The 17,656-nt window shown below is 65.7% G+C and carries 12 protein-coding genes; 10 read left to right on the forward strand and 2 right to left on the reverse strand.

The genetic code is table 11. From position 1 onward, the window contains the following. Nucleotides 1-11: 11 nt before the first annotated feature. Nucleotides 12-401, reverse strand: a complete 390-nt coding sequence (locus tag BUA05_RS07040; protein ID WP_072674047.1) for a DUF3576 domain-containing protein — start codon at nucleotides 399-401, stop codon at nucleotides 12-14. Between the two features lie 464 nt (nucleotides 402-865). On the opposite strand from BUA05_RS07040, the gene BUA05_RS07045 reads away from it, so the two are divergent. From BUA05_RS07045 to BUA05_RS07090, 10 genes are all read left to right on the forward strand, one after another. Then, nucleotides 866-1,588 (forward strand): hypothetical protein, encoded by a 723-nt coding sequence (locus BUA05_RS07045; RefSeq protein WP_072673962.1) that lies wholly within the window; start codon nucleotides 866-868, stop codon nucleotides 1,586-1,588. Nucleotides 1,589-1,690: 102 nt separating this feature from the next. After that, complete coding sequence (phbB, locus tag BUA05_RS07050; protein WP_072673963.1) at nucleotides 1,691-2,413, forward strand: acetoacetyl-CoA reductase; 723 nt, start codon at nucleotides 1,691-1,693, stop codon at nucleotides 2,411-2,413. Between the two features lie 247 nt (nucleotides 2,414-2,660). Beyond that, nucleotides 2,661-4,922, forward strand: coding sequence for a catalase/peroxidase HPI (gene katG, locus BUA05_RS07055; protein WP_072673964.1), 2,262 nt, complete (start codon nucleotides 2,661-2,663; stop codon nucleotides 4,920-4,922). 129 nt (nucleotides 4,923-5,051) lie between these two features. After that, the gene (locus BUA05_RS07060; RefSeq protein WP_072673965.1) at nucleotides 5,052-6,104 is read left to right on the forward strand and encodes an efflux RND transporter periplasmic adaptor subunit; all 1,053 of its coding nucleotides are present in this window, start codon (nucleotides 5,052-5,054) and stop codon (nucleotides 6,102-6,104) included. Beyond that, entirely contained in the window at nucleotides 6,101-9,214 is a 3,114-nt protein-coding gene (locus BUA05_RS07065; RefSeq protein ID WP_072673966.1) for an efflux RND transporter permease subunit, read from the forward strand. The genes BUA05_RS07060 and BUA05_RS07065 overlap by 4 nt, the downstream gene beginning before the upstream one ends. Continuing rightward, entirely contained in the window at nucleotides 9,211-10,578 is a 1,368-nt protein-coding gene (locus tag BUA05_RS07070) for a TolC family protein (protein WP_072673967.1), read from the forward strand. The genes BUA05_RS07065 and BUA05_RS07070 overlap by 4 nt, the downstream gene beginning before the upstream one ends. Nucleotides 10,579-10,629: 51 nt before the next feature. Then, nucleotides 10,630-14,187, forward strand: coding sequence for a hydantoinase B/oxoprolinase family protein (locus tag BUA05_RS07075; RefSeq protein ID WP_086616465.1), 3,558 nt, complete (start codon nucleotides 10,630-10,632; stop codon nucleotides 14,185-14,187). Continuing rightward, entirely contained in the window at nucleotides 14,188-14,871 is a 684-nt protein-coding gene (locus tag BUA05_RS07080; RefSeq protein WP_072673968.1) for a DUF969 domain-containing protein, read from the forward strand. Next, a complete protein-coding gene (locus tag BUA05_RS07085; RefSeq protein ID WP_072673969.1) occupies nucleotides 14,868-15,818 on the forward strand; it encodes a DUF979 domain-containing protein in 951 nt (316 codons plus the stop codon). The genes BUA05_RS07080 and BUA05_RS07085 overlap by 4 nt, the downstream gene beginning before the upstream one ends. Further along, nucleotides 15,809-16,798, forward strand: a complete 990-nt coding sequence (locus tag BUA05_RS07090) for a DUF2891 domain-containing protein (protein WP_245790123.1) — start codon at nucleotides 15,809-15,811, stop codon at nucleotides 16,796-16,798. Before BUA05_RS07085 ends, BUA05_RS07090 begins: the two co-directional genes overlap by 10 nt. Nucleotides 16,799-17,046: 248 nt before the next feature. Here the strand turns inward: BUA05_RS07090 and eda are convergent, their stop codons facing one another. Then, nucleotides 17,047-17,655, reverse strand: coding sequence for a bifunctional 4-hydroxy-2-oxoglutarate aldolase/2-dehydro-3-deoxy-phosphogluconate aldolase (gene eda / locus BUA05_RS07095; RefSeq protein ID WP_072673971.1), 609 nt, complete (start codon nucleotides 17,653-17,655; stop codon nucleotides 17,047-17,049). Nucleotide 17,656: the final 1 nt, after the last annotated feature.

Below are 17,656 nucleotides of genomic sequence, written 5' to 3' on the forward strand. Positions count from 1 at the left end.
GGTGGCGGGTCTCAGGAGGCGAGCGCCTGACGGCGCAAGTCGCGGGCCTTGGTGAGGATGATGTCTTCCAACTTCTGCACGGTGGCCGCCTGCACCGGCGCTCCGACCCAGTTTCCGGTCTCGCTTACTTGCCGGCTCGCCGCCACGCGCAGCGCATCGGCGCGCAGATCCTGATCGAGGATGGTAATCGTCAGTTTCACGCGTTCGCCGGGGTTGGTCGGATTGGTATACCAGTCGGTCACGATCACGCCGCCCGAACTATCGGCTTGCAGCAAGGGTGCAAAACTGACCGTATCGAGCGCCGCGCGCCACAGATAGGCATTAACGCCGATGGTGTTGAGCTGCGCCGCCTGCAATTCGGTGCGCGGACGATCGCCGCCGCCACAGGCAGCGAGCAGCATAAGCGCGCCGCCGAGCAGGACGGTGCCGATGGTCCGGGCCGGACCGGTGCGGTTGGGGGCGGGATTGGCGCGTGTCACTGCCGGTAATTCCTCATCATCTGCGTCAGCCAAGCTCTATAGTCCTCACACCCCGCGCGGCAAGCGTCGATCCGCAGTAATCCCGTGCGGACGAACTGCCGCCGGGCTGCCCGGTGACAAAGGCACTGGTGGTTTCGCCATGGCTGAACAGGGCATTTGTAACGCGCCAGCTACGGATTCTGTGTGCGTGAAGCCACAGGTTCTGCGTGAATCCGGCTGTCGCTCCGGCAAGGCCATTGCAACCCCGGCTGGTCTCTTTATCACCTAAGGGCGTTTCCGGAGCGACTCAGCTACCGTTCAGGTTACTTAGAGTGTTATACTCGCTCGAATAAACAGATAAGAAAGCAGTCGGCGTAATGGTACAGGTGCCAAACAGGACAGCAAGGATGCAGCGTTCGCTGCTGGCGCTGTGCGGTACGCTGGCTCTGGCATTGCCAAGTGCGGGTCTGGCGCTGGTCGGCAAGGATGCCGCCGTGCGATCTGCATCGGTCGAAACTCTGGGTTTCGATGTTTTTACGCCTGCGTCGGTCGATCCGAATTTGGCTGCGCGTGTCGCTGAAAAGGCGCGCGCGCTCGGCATCCGTTTCTCGCCGGCGCGTGCCGCGCCGATCGCAGGCGAACGGACAGTGACGGTGGCCGTGCGCGTCGATGGCGGTGAAGCCAAGGCGATCACCGTCCGCAAGACGATCGACGCGGTACCCGGACGCGGTGTCGGGCTTGCCGCGCTTCAGGCCAGCCGGTTCGAGCTTGGTTCGGCCCGCGGCTACAAAAGCTTCGCGCGCCCAGTTGAACTTCCTTCCGAAGTGCGCCGGATGGCGCTGCCCGATCTGTCGCAGTTCGAACCTTCCCGCCCCACGGCCGAGAACAAGCCTTCGCGTTTGCAGCCGCGCATCGAGCTGGAAGATCGCGAGATCGCAGGGCGTTCGCCCAACACGCTCGATTCGATCGGCGCGCAGACCGTGGGCGTGGGTGGCAGCTTCCGCCTCTCGCCCAACCTCAACGTGACGGCGGGCGTACGCTATTCGCAGGAGCGCGAGCGGCTCGATCCCCTGACCAATTCGGTGCAGGATAGCCAGGCTGTCTACGTCGGGACGCAGATCAAATTCTGATCCCGGTCTGGCGCCGGTTCCGCATAGCTATTCCCCGCTTCCCCTGGCCTTACGGCACGGCTAGATAGCAGTACTATCGCTGTTTTTTGGGGAGGGAGTGCCATGAGCCGGGTTGCCATCGTTACCGGGGGAACGCGCGGGATAGGGGACGCGATCTGCAAGCGACTCCAGCGGCAGGGCCACACGGTCATCGCCAATTATGCCGGCAATGACGACAAGGCCCGCGCCTTTACCGAAGCCACCGGCATCCCCGCGAGGCGGTGGGACGTGGGTGATCACGAGGCGGCGATTGCGGGCTGCGCCGCAGTCGAGGCGGAGTTCGGCCCCATCGACATTGTCGTCAACAATGCCGGGATCACCCGCGATGGCACGCTTCACAAGATGAGCTTCGCGGACTGGAACGAGGTGATCCGCATCAACCTCGGCGGGTGTTTCAACATGGCCAAGGCGACCTTCCCCGGAATGCGGACACGCGGCTGGGGCCGGATCGTCAATATTGGCTCGATCAATGGGCAGGCAGGCCAGTATGGTCAGGTCAACTATGCCGCCGCCAAGTCCGGCATCCACGGCTTTACCAAGGCGCTGGCACAGGAAGGCGCGAAGTTCGGGGTGACGGTCAACGCTATTGCGCCCGGTTATATCGATACCGACATGGTTGCCGCTGTCCCTGCGCCGGTGCTGGAAAAGATCGTTGCCAAGATCCCGGTCGGGCGATTGGGCATGGCCGAGGAAATCGCTCGCGGGGTGGCGTTTCTCACCTCCGAGAACGGCGGCTTCATGACGGGGTCGACCATGAGCATCAACGGCGGCCAGCATATGTATTGATGCAGTGGTGCGGCTTGGTCCGTTCCGCTGGCACCTGGCTCGCTCAGACCTGGCAGCGATTGGCGCGGCAGTGGTCGGCGCACGGTTGTCTGATGGTGCTTGTGCTGAAGCTTCATCAGATTTTTCGGATTACAGTCATCGGGACAACCCGTTTGCCGCAACGCCCGTTCCGCTCCATTGCGGCATGGCGCGTTGCGGCCCCTCCGGGCTGCGACATGATTGTTTCGCTAACAAACAGGGAAATCCGATGTCGAACAGATTGAAGGGGCTGCTGCTCCTGTCTTCCAGCTTTCTCCTCGCCATGCCTGCAGGCGCCACTCCGCCGGGCTTCAACGAACCCGGGATGGGCCGCGCCGGCGTGCCGCAGGGTGAAGCCGCGCCGCGCTCGGTGCAGGATTGGTGGCCGAACGTGGTTGACCTCAGCCGCCTGCGCCAGAACGAATACAACCCCGACCCCAACGGCGCCGAATTTGATTATGCTGGCGAATTCGCCAAGCTCGATCTGAAGGCGGTCAAGGCTGATATCGACGCTGCACTGACGGATTCGCAAAGCTGGTGGCCCGCGGACTATGGCAATTACGCTGGCCTGTTCATCCGCCTCGCCTGGCACAGCGCGGGCACCTATCGTTCAGGTGACGGACGCGGCGGATCGGATGGCGGGCAAATCCGTTTCGAACCGCTCAATTCCTGGCCCGACAACGGCAATCTCGACAAGGCCCGCCGGGTGCTGTGGCCGGTTAAGCAGAAATATGGCGCCAGCCTTTCATGGTCGGACCTGATCATCCTGTCTGGCAATGTCGCGCTGGAAAACACGGGCCTCAAGACCTATGGTTTTGCCGGTGGACGCGTGGACGCGTGGGAGCCTGAGCTGGTTTACTGGGGGCCTGAAGCCAAGTTCCTGACCTCTGAACGCAATGCCGAGGGCGAAGATCTCGACAACCCGCTGGGTGCAACCGAGATGGGGCTGATCTACGTCAATCCCGAAGGGCCGGAAGGCAATCCCGATATCCTCAAGTCGGCCCAGCAGATTCGCACCACCTTTGCGCGGATGGGCATGGACGACGAGGAAACCGCAGCGCTGATCGTTGGCGGACACACCATCGGCAAGATGCACGGTGCGCACAAGGCAGCGGGCTGCATCGGCAAGGAACCGGCGGCCGAAGGCGTCGAGGCGCAGGGCCTGGGCTGGAAGAACAGCTGCGGCACCGGCGCGGGGCCGGATGCGATCACCAGCGGGCTGGAAGGCGCATGGACCGCCACTCCGGTGACCTGGAGCAGCAACTATCTCGACAATCTCTATGCTTTCGAATGGAAGCTCACCACCAGCCCGGCGGGCGCAAAGCAGTGGGAGCCCGAGAATGCGGATCAGGTCACCTTCGTGCCCGATGCGCATGATGCCGAGACGTTCCATCCGCCCGTGATGCTGACCACCGATCTCGCGCTGCGGTATGATCCGGCTTACGGCGAAATCACCAGCCGCTGGGTCAAGAACCCGGCCGAGATGGACGAAGCCTTCGCGCGCGCATGGTTCAAGCTGACCCATCGCGACATGGGCCCCAAGATGCGTTACGTCGGCGCCGAAGTGCCTGCCGAAGATCTGATCTGGCAAGACCCGCTGCCGCGCGCAGATTATGCCATGATCGAGGCTGGCGATGTCGCCGCGCTGAAGGATTCGATCCGCCAGACCGGGCTTTCGGGCTCCGAACTGGTGCGCACCGCGTGGGCTTCGGCGGTGACCTTCCGCGACACTGATATGCGCGGCGGTGCCAATGGCGCGCGCATCCGTCTGGCCCCGCAGAAGGATTGGGGTGTCAACGACCCTGAAACCATCGCCAAGGTGGTCACGGCGCTGGAAGGCGTGCAGGCAGGCTTCAATGCGCGTTCGGGCGCAAAGCAGGTGTCGATCGCCGATCTCGTTGTTCTGGGCGGAGCGGTGGCAATCGAAGATGCGGCGAAGGCTGCGGGTCACAGCGTAAACGTGCCCTTCACTCCGGGCCGTGTCGATGCGACCGACGCGCACACCGATGCTGCATCCTTCGAACTGTTGCGCCCCGCGGCTGATGGTTTCCGCAACTTCTACAGTCCGCGCGCGCGCCGTTCGCCGAGCGAGATGCTGATCGATCAGGCCGACACGCTGACCCTTTCGGTGCCGGAAATGACCGTGCTGGTCGCCGGCATGCGGGCGCTTGATGCCAATGCCGGACAGGCGAAGCACGGCGTGTTCACCGACCGTCCCGGCACGCTCAGCAATGACTTCTTCGTCAATCTGCTCGACATGGGCAATGAATGGAAGCCGGCCGCGACCGAGGGTCTTTACGAGGGCCGCGATCGCACAAGCGGTGCGATGAAGTGGACTGCGACCGAAGTCGATCTGGTGTTCGGTTCCAATTCGGAACTGCGCGCCGTTGCCGAAGTCTATGCCTTTGAGGGCGGCGAGGACAAGTTCGTCGCTGACTTTGTCACGGCCTGGAACAAGGTGATGATGCTCGACCGTTTCGACCTGCGATAAGCGACGAAACAAGGATCGGGGCGCCGGTTCATCATGCCCGGCGCCCTTTTCCTTGCCCGCTCCGGAACCCGAAGCGCGCCGCAGGATTGATTGGACAGACCTGCGAAGATTCGAAAAACCCCAATTCCGATGCGCTTTATCCTTTCCGTGGCGGCCTTGATGCTGCTTGCCGCCTGCTCTGCCGATCAGGAACGCGGCGGCGATCGCAAGGTTGCTGTGGTGGCAGAGCCCGCACGCCTGCTCGCCGACGAGGATATCGTCGAGGCAGTCGGAACGGCGCGGGCCGCGCGTTCGGCGCAGATCTTTCCGGAGGTTTCAGGGCGGATTTCGGCGGTGCGGTTCCGGCCGGGGGCGTTCGTGAAACAAGGCGGGGTGCTGGTCGAACTCGATGCCCGGGCCGAGCGGCTGGCGCTGAAGCTGGCTGAAGTCCGGGTCGAGGAGGCGCGCCAGCTGCTCTCGCGCTATCGCCGGATCGAGGATACCGGCGCATTGTCCGACAGCCAGATCGAAGCGGGCGAGACCGCGCTCGCCGCTGCGCAGATCGAGCGCGACCAGGCCGCGCTGGCGCTGTCCGAACGCACCATTCGCGCGCCCTTCAGCGGGCATGTCAGCTTTTCCGATCTCGACCCCGGCGACCGGGTGACGCCGACCACGCTGATCGCCCAGATCGACCAGCGCGGGCGGCTGTTCGTCGACTTCAATGCGCCCGAGGCGGTGTTTCGCCGCCTCAGGCCCGGCCAGAACGTCGAGGTGGTGTCATTCTCCGACCCTGATCAAGTCATCGCCAGCACGATTCAAGCGGTCGACAGCACCATCGAGCAAGAGCAGCGCAGCTACCGCGCCCGCGCCGCGATCGACAATTCGGCCGACCGTTTTCGCCCCGGCATGAGTTTTTCGGTGCGCTTTGCCGATAGCGGCCAGCTGCGCCCGGCAGTGCCGGAAGCTGCGGTCATGTGGACCGGCGAGGGTTCCTCGGTCTTCGCGGTGCGCGATGGCAAGGCTGTGCGCGTGCCGGTAACCATCGCCTCGCGCCGCGACGGTCTGGTGTTGCTCGAAGCAAAGATCGCCAAGGGCACGCCGATCATCGTCGAAGGCGTGCAGAAACTGCGCGAGGGACAGGCTGTGACGCTGGTCAAGGAGCCCGCCCGCGATGCCGCCGAGGTCGAGGTCGCGCCCTCGTGAGCACCCGCACCGATCTTCCGCTGCTGGCGGTCAAGCGACCGCTGCTGGTTATCGTCCTCAACCTGCTGATCGTGATCGCCGGAGTGGCCGCGCTGCTTGGCACCGAGGTGCGCGAACTGCCCAATGTCGATCGCCCGATCGTCACTGTCGGCGCGACCTTGCCCGGTGCCGCGCCCGAGACGATGGATGCCGAAGTCACCTCGCTGCTGGAAAATGCCGCGGCACGGGTGAACGGGGTGCGCAATATCCGTTCTTCGAGCGAGGAGAACAACAGCCGCATCCGGGTTGAATTCAACCCCGGCACCGATCTCGACACAGCCGCGTCCGACCTGCGCGAAGCGGTCAGCCGGGTGACGCGCGACCTGCCCGACCGGACCGAGCAGGTGCGGGTGGTCAAGGCCGATCAGGATGCCGAAGCGATCATGACACTGGCGGTTTCCAGCCGCCGGTATGACGTCGCCGAACTGACCCGGATTGTCGAAAACGACATCATCCCCGAATTGCTCGCCGCAGAGGGCGTCGCCAGTATCGAGCCTTTCGGCGCGCGTCCGACCCAGCTGCGGATCGCGATTGATCCGATCCGGCTGGCGCGCTACCGCCTGACGATCAGCGATGTCGCCGCCGCGCTCGAACAGGCGCCGTTCGACACGCCGGCCGGATCATTCCGCTCCGATTCACAGGAACTGCTCGTGCGGGTGGAGGCCAACGCTGCCGATCCGGGGCTGATCGCGAATGTCGTGGTCCGCGATGAGGTGACAATCGGCGATGTGGCGCAGGCCTATTTCGCCCCTGCCGATGCCACCAGCTACGTGCGCCTTGATGGCGAGCCGGTGATCGGGCTGGGGGTGATCCGCCAGGCCAACTCCAACACCATCGCCATTTCCGACGCCACCCGCGCGGCGGTGCAGCGGATCGATGCGCGGTTTGATGAGATTACCGTCAAGGTCATCTCGGATGATGCCGAATTCATTCGTGTGTCGGTGCGCGAGGTGATGGTGACGCTGGTCATCACCGTGCTGGTGGTGATGGGGGTGATCTTCCTGTTCTTCGGCCACCTGAAGCCCACACTGATCCCCGGCACCGCCATCCCGATCGCGCTGATCGGGGTGGTTGCGGGGATCTGGGCGCTGGGTTTCTCGATCAACCTGCTGACCTTGCTGGCGCTAGTGCTGGCAACGGGTCTCGTGGTCGATGATGCCATCGTGGTGCTGGAAAACGCCCAGCGGCTGCAGAAGGAGCAGGGGCTGGGGCGCAAGGCGGCGGCGGTGCTGGGCACGCGGCAGGTCTATTTTGCGGTGATCGCCACCACTGCAGTGCTCATTTCAGTGTTCGTGCCGATCAGTTTCCTGCCGTCCGAAACTGGCCGCCTGTTCCGCGAATTCGGTTTCGTGCTGGCAATTGCGGTGATCTTGTCGACCTTCGTTGCGGTCAGTCTGGTGCCGGCCCTCGCCGCCAAGATCGACCTTGCCGGGGACGGGGCCGATCCGAACCCGCGCCTGCAGGCCTTCGCCTCCCGCATTGCCCGGCGCTATGACGCGCTTGTTGCGGCTTGCATCGCCCGTCCGTGGCGGGTGGTGGGAGCCTCGGTTCTGGCGCTTCTGGGGGCGGGGTTGGTCTATACCCAGATCGACGAGGAACTGACGCCCGAGGAAGACCGTGCGAGCCTTTATGTCTGGGCGCGCGGGCCTGACGGGGTGGGTCTTGCCTTCATGGACCGCGAGCTGGACGAGATCGAGGCCGTGCTTGCCCCCTTGCAGGAGCGCGGCGAAATCGAATCCTCGCTGGCGATTGTCGGGCGTTACGACCCCAATCTGGTGCAGGTTACCATGACTCTGGCCGACTGGGACAAGCGGGCCCGCAGCCAGGGCGATATTGTCGCCGCCTTGGAAGCACCACTCGATGCCATTCCGGGCTCGCGCGCATCGGCCCGCGGCCGTTCCACGCTTAGCGGTGGAGGCGGCCGCTCGCAGGGTGGTATCCAGGTCGCGCTGACCGGCAATGATTACGAAGGCATCTACCGCTCTGCGCGCGCTCTGGCCGATGCCATTGATGGGTCGGCGATCCTTTCCGACCCCGAAGTTTCCTACCAGCCGACCCAGCCGCAGCTTTCGATCGGGATCGACCGTGCGCGCGCCGCGGATCTCGGCGTGGCGCTTGATGATATCGCGCTTACTCTCAGGGCCATGGTTGATGGGCTTGAAGTGGTCGATCTCAACGTCGATGATCAGGCGATCCCGATCTTCCTGACGGCGCAGACCGTGTCGATCACGCGGCCTGCCGATCTCGGCAATCTCTATGTGCGCTCCCGGGAAAGCGGGTTGGTGCCGCTGTCATCGCTCACCCGGTTCAGCGAGGAGGGGGTTGCCGCCGAACTCGAACGCACCGAACAGCGCCGTGCGATCGAAGTGCAGGCGGCCGTCGCCCCCGGCGTGCCACTGGCCGATGCCATCGCCGAAGTGGAACGTCTTTCGGATGAAGTGCTGGCCGAGGGGATCGAGCCGATCCTGCAGGGCGAGGCGCAGCTGCTGGAAGAAAGTTCGCGCGAATTGCTGCTGACCTATGGTTTTGCGATCCTGATCGTGTTCCTCGTGCTGGTCGCCCAGTTCGAAAGCCTCGCCAGTCCGTTCGTCATTCTTGTTTCGATCCCCTTTGCGCTGGCGGCGGCGCTGTTCGCGATGTTTGCCACCGGCACCTCGCTCAACATCTATTCGCAGATCGGGCTCGTCATGCTGATCGGACTGATGGCCAAGAACGGCATCCTGATGGTCGAGTTCGCCGACCAGCGCCGCGAGGAAGGGGCCGATGTGCCAACCGCGATCCGTGATGCGGCGACGCTGCGTTTGCGGCCCATCGCCATGACCCTGATTTCGACCGTGCTCGGCGCGGTTCCACTGGTGATCGCGAGCGGTGCCGGAGCCGAGGCGCGGCAGGCGATCGGCTGGGTGATCTTCGGCGGACTGGGGATTGCAGCGGTGTTCACACTCGCCCTCGTCCCGGCGCTTTATGCCCTGATCGCGCCGTTGGCGAAACCGCGCAGCGTTGATCTTGCCCGGCTTGAACGCGAATTGCGGGCCGACGCGGAAGGCGGCCCGGCCGGGGCAGCGGCATGAGGCGCTGGCTCACTGCCCTTGTGCCTGCACTGCTGTTGCTTGCGGGCTGCGCCACGCCGCGCATTCCGCAAGTCGACCCTGTCGCCGGCACCACCCTTCCGCCCGAATATTTCGCTGGGGCGCGGCCTGATGTGGGGTTGGATGACGCGTGGTGGCACGGCTTTGCCGATCCTGAACTCGACCGATTGATTGTCGCCGCGTTTACCGGCAACCCCTCGCTGGAGGCAGCGCGCCAGCGGCTCGCCGCAGCCCGGGCAATTGTGGTTGCGGAAGGTTCCGATTTTTTCCCGACCATTGATGGCGACTTTTCAGGCGATGTCGGCGTTGATGAGCGGGGCAGCGGTCGGGACGGCGCCGCGGCGAGCCTTGGCGGGGTATGGCGGATCGATATCAACGGGCGGCTTTCGGCCGAGCGTGCCGCAGCTGTCGCAGCCGCTGACGGAGCGGCGCAACTGGTTGCCGATCAGCGCCGCCTGCTCGCAGCGGCGGTGGCCAGCCAGTATATCGAACTGAAACGCACTGCCGCGCGGCTGCGGCTGCTTGAGGAATCGAGCGATCTCCAGCGTCAGACACTGCGGATCGTCACCCTGCGGTTCGAGGCAGGCCTCTCGTCCAATCTCGACGTGCGCCGCGCGCGGGCCGACGTGGCCCGCACCGAGGCGCAGCGCGGGCTGTTGCTGCTGGCACGGGCGCGCTCCGCCAATGCGCTGGCGGTGCTGGTGGGCGAGACACCTTCGGGTGTTCCCGAGGCTTCGCGGGAAGTCGAAGTGCCGCGCTATGCCAGCGGCCCGGAAATCGGGGTGCCCGCCGATCTGCTGCGCCGCCGCCCCGATCTGCTGCTGGCCGAAGCGGCAATTGCCGGCGCGGCAGCCAATGTCGGGATTGAACGTGCCGACCTTTTGCCCGCGCTGGCGCTTCCCGGTTTCGTGACGCTGGGTGACGGCAGTGTTGACGGGCTGTTTTCGCAGGCGCTTGCCAACCTTTCGGCAGTGCTGGGCGTGCCGCTTGTCGACGGCGGTCGCCGCCGTGCGGAGGTGCGCGCTGCCGAGCGCAATCTTGCCGCCGAACTGGCCGACTACCGGCAGGCCCTGCTTGGCGTGCTGGCGGAGGTCGAAACCGCGCTTACCGCAATCAGTGCGGCGCAGGATCGCACCGGGGAATTCCAGAACGCCGTGACCGAAAGCGAGGCCGCGTTCGAACAGTCCAATGCGCTTTATCGCGAAGGCCTCGCCTCGCTGTTCGACGTGCTTGATGTGCAGCGCCAGCTGATCTCGAGCCGCGAGGCGCTGATCGATGGCAATGCCGATCTTGCGCAGGCCCATGTTGACCTGTTCACCGCCGTCGGGGGCGACATGCAGGGGTAAACGCCCCGGCTGCGCTTGCAATCGCGCCAGCGGCGGACGAAACCCGCAGCCATGAGCATGGCACAACCCGGCGCATGGCGGTTCGCGATCGATCGCGGCGGCACCTTTACCGATGTCGTGGCGACGACTCCGCAGGGCAAACTCGTCACCGACAAGCTGCTGAGCGAGAACCCCGGCTATTATGCCGACGCGACGAGCGAGGCGGTGCGGCGGCTGATGGCGCGGCACGGTACAGCGCCGATTGCCGAGCTCAGGATCGGCACCACGGTCGCCACCAACGCGCTGCTGGAACGCAAGGGCGAGCGGCTGGCGCTGCTGATCACGCGGGGCTTCGGCGATGCCTTGCGGATCGGCACACAGGCGCGGCCCGAAATCTTCGCCCGGCATATCGTCCTGCCCGAACAATTGCCGGCGAAAGTGGTCGAGATCGCCGAGCGGGTCGGAGTGGACGGCGAAGTCTTGCTGCCGCTCGACCGGGACGCGGCGCAGGCCAGCCTTGACGCGCTGCGCGATGAAGACTTCGATGCGCTGGCAATTGTCCTGATGCACGGCTGGAAATACCGCGACCACGAAATCGCGCTGGCCGAGATGGCGCGGGCGGTGGGCTTTGCGCAGGTCAGCACGAGCCACGAGGTCGCCCCCCTGATCCGCCTGATCCCTCGTGGCGACACGACAGTGGTCGATGCCTACCTTTCGCCCGTCTTGCGCCGCTATACTGACACCTTGCGCAAGGAGTTGCCCGAAGCCGCACGGCTGCGCTTCATGCAGTCGAACGGCGGACTGGCCGAGGTCGGTGCGTTTCGCGGCAAGGACGCGATCCTGTCCGGCCCGGCGGGCGGGGTGGTCGGCATGGTCGCGGCTGCTGCGCCGCTGGGTCACCACAGGTTGATCGGCTTCGACATGGGCGGCACCAGCACCGATGTCGCGCATTATGCAGGGGCTTGCGAACTCACCGGCGACAGCGTGGTGGCAGGCGTGCGGGTGGCCGCGCCGATGATGCAGATCCACACCGTGGCGGCGGGCGGCGGGTCGATCTGTTCCTTCGACGGCGCGCGCTTTCGCGTGGGGCCGGAAAGCGCGGGCGCCGATCCGGGGCCGGCCTGCTACCGCAAGGGCGGGCCGCTGACGATCACCGATTGCAACCTGTTCCTCGGCCGGATCGACCCGGCGTTTTTCCCGCATGTGTTCGGCCCGGCAGGGGACGCAGCCCTCGACCCCATGGCTGCCCGCGCCGCGCTGGAGGCGGTCGCCGCTGCCTTGCCCGAACCACGCCCGCTGGAGGAGATCGCGCAAGGCTTTCTCGCCATCGCGGTCGACAACATGGCCAATGCGATCCGCAAGATCTCGGTCGCGCGCGGGCATGATGTCACCGCCTATGCGCTCGCCTGTTTTGGCGGGGCCGGGGGCCAGCACGCCTGTAAGGTTGCCGATGCGCTGGGAATGGAAACGGTGCTGGTGCATCCGCTGGCCGGGATGCTGTCGGCCTTCGGGATCGGCCTCGCCCCGGTCAAGGCGATCCGCGAGGTCAGCCTGGTGCAGCCCTTGGGGGAAAGTTTCGCCGCACCGCTCGCTGCGCTGGAGGCCGAGGCGCAGGCGGTGCTGGCCGAACAGGGCATCGCCGAGGATGCCATCACCATCGAAGCCCGCGCCCGGCTGCGCTTTGCCGGGAGCGACAGCCTGCTGACGATTGCCTGCGACGCGCGGCAAGCGATGGACGCTGCCTTCCGCGCGCTCCACCGCCAGCGGTTCGGCTATTCCGATACAGCCGCCGAAATCATCGTCGAGGCGCTCAGCGTCGAGGCAAGCGGCGCTGCGGGCGGGCTGGGCACCGCCACCGCCGATCCGCTGGACATTTCGGGCGAGGCCTCGGGCCACTGGCCCACCATCGCCCGCGCCGCCATGGCCGACAGCAAGGCCCATCCCGGCCCGGTGCTGATCATCGACCCCGGTTCCACCACCGTGGTCGAGCCCGGCTGGCAGGCGCAGCTCGCGCACGAAGGCAGCCTGATCCTGACCCGCGCCGAGCCGCTTTGCCGCGAGCTTGCCGTCGGAACCGCAGTCGATCCGGTGCGGCTGGAAATCTTCAACAACCTGTTCATGGCCATTGCTGAGGAAATGGGCGTGGTGCTGCAATCGACCGCGACCTCGGTCAACATCAAGGAACGGCTGGATTTCTCCTGCGCGCTGTTCGATGCGGCGGGCGCGCTGATCGCCAATGCGCCGCATATTCCGGTGCATCTCGGCAGCATGGGGGACTCCATCGCAAGGGTGATCGAAGCGCGGGGAAACGCAAGGGACGGGAGGGGCTTCCGGCGCGGCGATGCCTATGTCCTCAACGATCCCTATCGCGGCGGCACCCATCTGCCCGATATCACCGTAATCGTGCCGGTGTTCTATGACGATGAGGGGGAGGAACCCGACGCCTTCGTCGCCGCGCGCGGACACCATGCCGATATCGGCGGGATCGCGCCCGGATCGATGCCGCCCGAAAGCCGCACCATCGCCGATGAAGGCGTGCTGATCGACAATCTGCTGATGGTGGACGAAGGCACCTTTTGCGAGGGGAGGTTGCGCGAAGTGCTTGGCCAAGGCCCGCACCCGGCGCGCAACCCGGGGCGCAACCTGTCCGACCTGCGCGCCCAGCTCGCCGCCTGCACCCGCGGGGCGGAGCTGCTGGCAGGAGCGGCGCAGGAACACGGCGCCGAGGTGGTCGCCGCCTATATGCGCCACGTCATCGCCAATGCCGAGGAAAGCGTGCGCCGCCTGCTCGATCGGCTGGAGGACGGCGAATTTTCCTACGAGATGGACAATGGCGCGGTGGTGACAGTCGCCATCAGGATCGACCGCGCCAGCCGCTCGGCAGAGTTCGATTTCACCGGCACCAGCGACCAATTGCCCGACAATTTCAACGCCCCGCGCTCGATCACGCGGGCCGCCGCGCTCTATGTCCTGCGCACACTGATCGACGATGCGATCCCGATGAATGCCGGGTGTTTGCGGCCCATCACGCTGATCGTGCCCGAAGGATCCATGCTGAACCCCCGGCCCGGCGCGGCGGTGGTGGCGGGCAATGTCGAGACCAGTCAGGTCGTCACCGACGCGCTGTTCGCTGCGACCGGCAGGCTTGCGCCGTCGCAGGGGACGATGAACAATTTCACGTTCGGCAATGAGGCCCACCAATATTACGAGACGATCTGCGGCGGCTCTGGCGCGGGGCCTGATCATGACGGCACCAGCGCGGTGCAGACCCACATGACCAATTCGCGCCTGACCGATCCCGAAATTCTCGAAACCCGGCTGCCGGTGCGGCTGGAGGAATTCGCCATCCGGCGCGGTTCGGGGGGCGCGGGGCGGCACTACGGCGGCGACGGGGTGGTGCGGCGGGTGACCTTCCTCGAGCCAATGCGCGCCAATATCCTCGCCAATCGTCGCCGGATCGCGCCGCGCGGCATTGGCAGCGGCGGGGATGCATCGCCGGGGCGCAACTGGGTCGAGCGCGTCGATCGTAGCATCGAGGAACTGGGCGCGACCGGATCGGCGCTGATGCAGCCGGGCGATGCCTTCGTGATCCTGACGCCCGGCGGCGGCGGTTTCGGGGAGAAGAATTAGATGAATTACTGGCCGCTGATGGGGATCGCGCTGGTCGTGATCGGCTTTGCCCTGCGCTTCAATCCGCTGCTGGTGGTGGTCGGCGCGGCGGTAGCGACGGGGTTGCTGGCGGGGCTTGACCCCGCCCAAGTGGTCGAGGCGCTCGGCAAGGCGTTCAACGACAACCGCTATATCTCAGTCACCTGGATCATCCTGCCGGTGATCGGCCTGCTCGAACGTTATGGCCTGCAACAGCGCGCCCGCGCGGTGATCGAAGGCGTACGCGGGGCGACCATGGGCAAGCTGCTGGTGATCTATCTCGGCTTTCGCCAGATCACCGCCGCGCTCGGCATGAAGGATATCGGCGGCCACCCGCAGGCGGTGCGCCCGCTGGTCGCGCCGATGGCCGAGGCTGCGGCGGAGAAATCGCATGGGAGCCTTGCCGAGGACGAGCGTGAACAGGTCAAGGCGATGGCGGCAGCGACCGACAATGTCGGGCTGTTCTTTGGCGAGGACATCTTCTTCGCCATCGCCTCGATCCTGCTGATCCAGGGCGTGTTCGAAAGCGCAGGCTATCCGCTCACGCCGCTGCAATTGTCAGTCTGGGCGATCCCGACCGCGATCTGTGCCTTCATCATCCATGGCTGGCGGATCACCGCGCTGGACCGCGGGCTGGGCCAAAGACGGCGGAGCACGCGGGCATGATCACCTATGAATGGCTCTACTGGCTTGCGGGAGCCTTCTTCGCGGGCTGGGCGGTGCTGTCCCTGCGCGACGGACGGATCGGCAATTCCGCCTTCTGGGGCGTGCTGGCGGCGAGCTTTTTCCTCGGCAGCCACCTGTCCGATTTCGCCAACGGGGTGCTGGTGCTGGCGCTTGTGGCCATCGCGGGGACAGGCGCGATCAAACGCAGCGCGCCCGCCACCACCACGCCCGAAGAACGCAGCGATTATTCCGCCCGGCTCGGCAACCGCCTGTTCGCGCCTGCGCTGATCGTGCCGGTGACGGCGGTCGCCGGGACGCTGCTGTATAACTACACCCCGCTGGAGCAGACCGGCCTGTTCGAGGCCCGGCGCGAAACGCTGATCCTGTTCGGCATCGGGGTGCTGCTGGCGCTGGCGGCGGGGATGGCGTGGCTGCGCCCGCCGCTGCTCGCACCGGCCGAGGAAGGGCGGCGGCTGATCGATTCCATCGGTTGGGCGGCGATCCTGCCGCAGATGCTGGCGGCGCTGGGGGCGGTGTTCGCGCTGGCCGGGGTCGGCGATATCATCGGCGGGCTGGCGGGCGGGGTGATCCCGCAAGGCAGCATATTCCTGACGGTGGTGGTCTTCGCGCTGGGCATGGCGCTGTTCACGATCATCATGGGCAATGCCTTTGCCGCCTTCCCGGTGATGGCGGCGGCGATCGGCATTCCGCTGCTGGTGGAAACCTATGGCGGCAATCCGGCGGTGATCGGTGCCGTCGGCATGCTGGCGGGCTTTTGCGGCACGCTGCTGACCCCGATGGCGGCGAATTTCAACATCGTGCCTGCTGCGTTGCTGGAACTGAAAGATCAGAACGCGGTGATCCGCCAGCAGATCGGCACCGCGATCCCGCTGCTGCTATGCAACATTGTCATCATCTATGTCGGAGCCTTCCTGTTGTGGAACTGACCGAGGATATCGCCCGCAATTTTGCGCGCATCGCGCTGGGCCATGTGGCGCGGCCCTATCCTTACAAGGACGATCACGTGTTCGAGAGCGAGGCCGATGTGCGGCCCCCGCGCACGGCGCATCCGGCGTTCTTCGGCAGCTATGACTGGCACAGCTGCGTGCATGGCTGGTGGACGCTGCTGACATTGCTGCGTCTGTATCCCGCCATGCCCGAGGCTGCGCAGATTGCGGCACTGGCGGACGAAACCTTTACCGAGGCCAAGCTGGCGGTCGAACTGGCCTATCTCGACCGGCCGACCGCGCGCGGGTTCGAACGGCCCTATGGCTGGGCATGGCTTTTGTACCTGCAGCTTGAGGCCGGGCGGCACCAAGACCGCCAATGGGGCGCGCGGATCGAGCCGCTGGCGCGGGCCTTTGCCGCAAGGCTGTGCGATTACCTTGCCGTGCTGACCTATCCGATCACTGTCGGCACCCATTTCAATACGGCTTTCGCACTGATCCTTGCGCGTGATTGGGCCGAGAGGCACGATCCGGCGCTGTTCGCCGCCATCGATGATTGGGCGGTGCGCGTCTTCGCTGCGCGCCGCCACTATGCCGGATGGGAACCGGGGGGCGACGAGTTCCTGTCCCCCGTTCTCACCGCCGCTTTGCTGATGCGCCGGATCATGCCTGCTCAGGAATTCCGCCCTTGGTTCGCGGCGCTGGTGCTGGAGAACGGCTGGCTGGAACGCGAGTGCCGCCCGGTTACCGTGTCGGATCGCAGCGATGGCAAGATCGCCCATCTCGACGGGCTGAACCTCAGCCGCGCATGGTGCCTCACCGGCTGTGCTTCGGCGTTGAAGGATCCGGCGGCGCGGCAATTGCTGCACGATCGGGCCGGGGAACATCTCGCCGCCGCGCTGCCGCATGTGGCGGGCGATTATATGGGCGAACACTGGCTGGCGAGCTTTGCCATGCTGGCGCTTTTGACGGCGGATTGAGCCGCCGCCACGGGAATGCTGGCGGCAGTCCGATTTGGGCTGGCCAAACCGCGCATCATCATCGGCATCCGCGCGCCGGGCTCGAAGCCGGTACGAACGCCGCGCCCGGACGGCGTGTTGGAGACACATGTTACACAGTCCAGGAACGAAAAAATCCGCCGTCACTCAGGACCCGTGCGAAGGATCGAGAAGGGCGATTGCGGCACGTCATCCGGGCGACCATGCCAGCGCCTTGGCGAGTAGGAAAGCTAGCGCAGGGCGCAGGCCTCGCGCGCGAGCTGTTCGATCACCGCCTTGTCGGGCGCGCCCTTGGGCGAAACCCAGCTGCCGCCAACGCACAGGACGGGATCGAAGGCGAGCCATTCGGGCGCGTTTTCAAGGCTGATCCCGCCGGTGGGGCAGAAGCGGACGCTGCCGAAGGGCGCGGCCAGCGCCTTCAACGCCGGAAGGCCGCCTGCTGCCATCGCCGGGAAGAACTTGAACCGGTCAAGCCCCAGATCCAGCCCGCGCATGATGTCGCCTGCATTGGCGATGCCCGGCAGGAACGGCACGCCCGCCGCAATCGCCGCCTTGCCCAAGGGTTCGGTCAGACCGGGGGAGACGATGAATTCGCTCCCCGCCGCCAGCGCCGCGTCCAGCTCTGCCGGGTTGGTGACAGTGCCTGCGCCGACGATAGCGCCCTCGACCTGCTTCATCGCGGCAATCGCGGGCAGGGCGGCAGGGGTGCGCAAGGTGACTTCGAGCACGCGCAATCCCCCCGCCACCAGCGCCTCTGCCAGCGGAACGGCGTGGGCCGCATCCTCGATCACGATCACCGGGATCACCGGGGCGGTGCGCATGATGGCGTCGATGTTCATT

This window comes from Erythrobacter sanguineus (genome assembly GCF_900143235.1).
GTDB classification, from domain to species: Bacteria; Pseudomonadota; Alphaproteobacteria; order Sphingomonadales; family Sphingomonadaceae; genus Erythrobacter; species Erythrobacter sanguineus.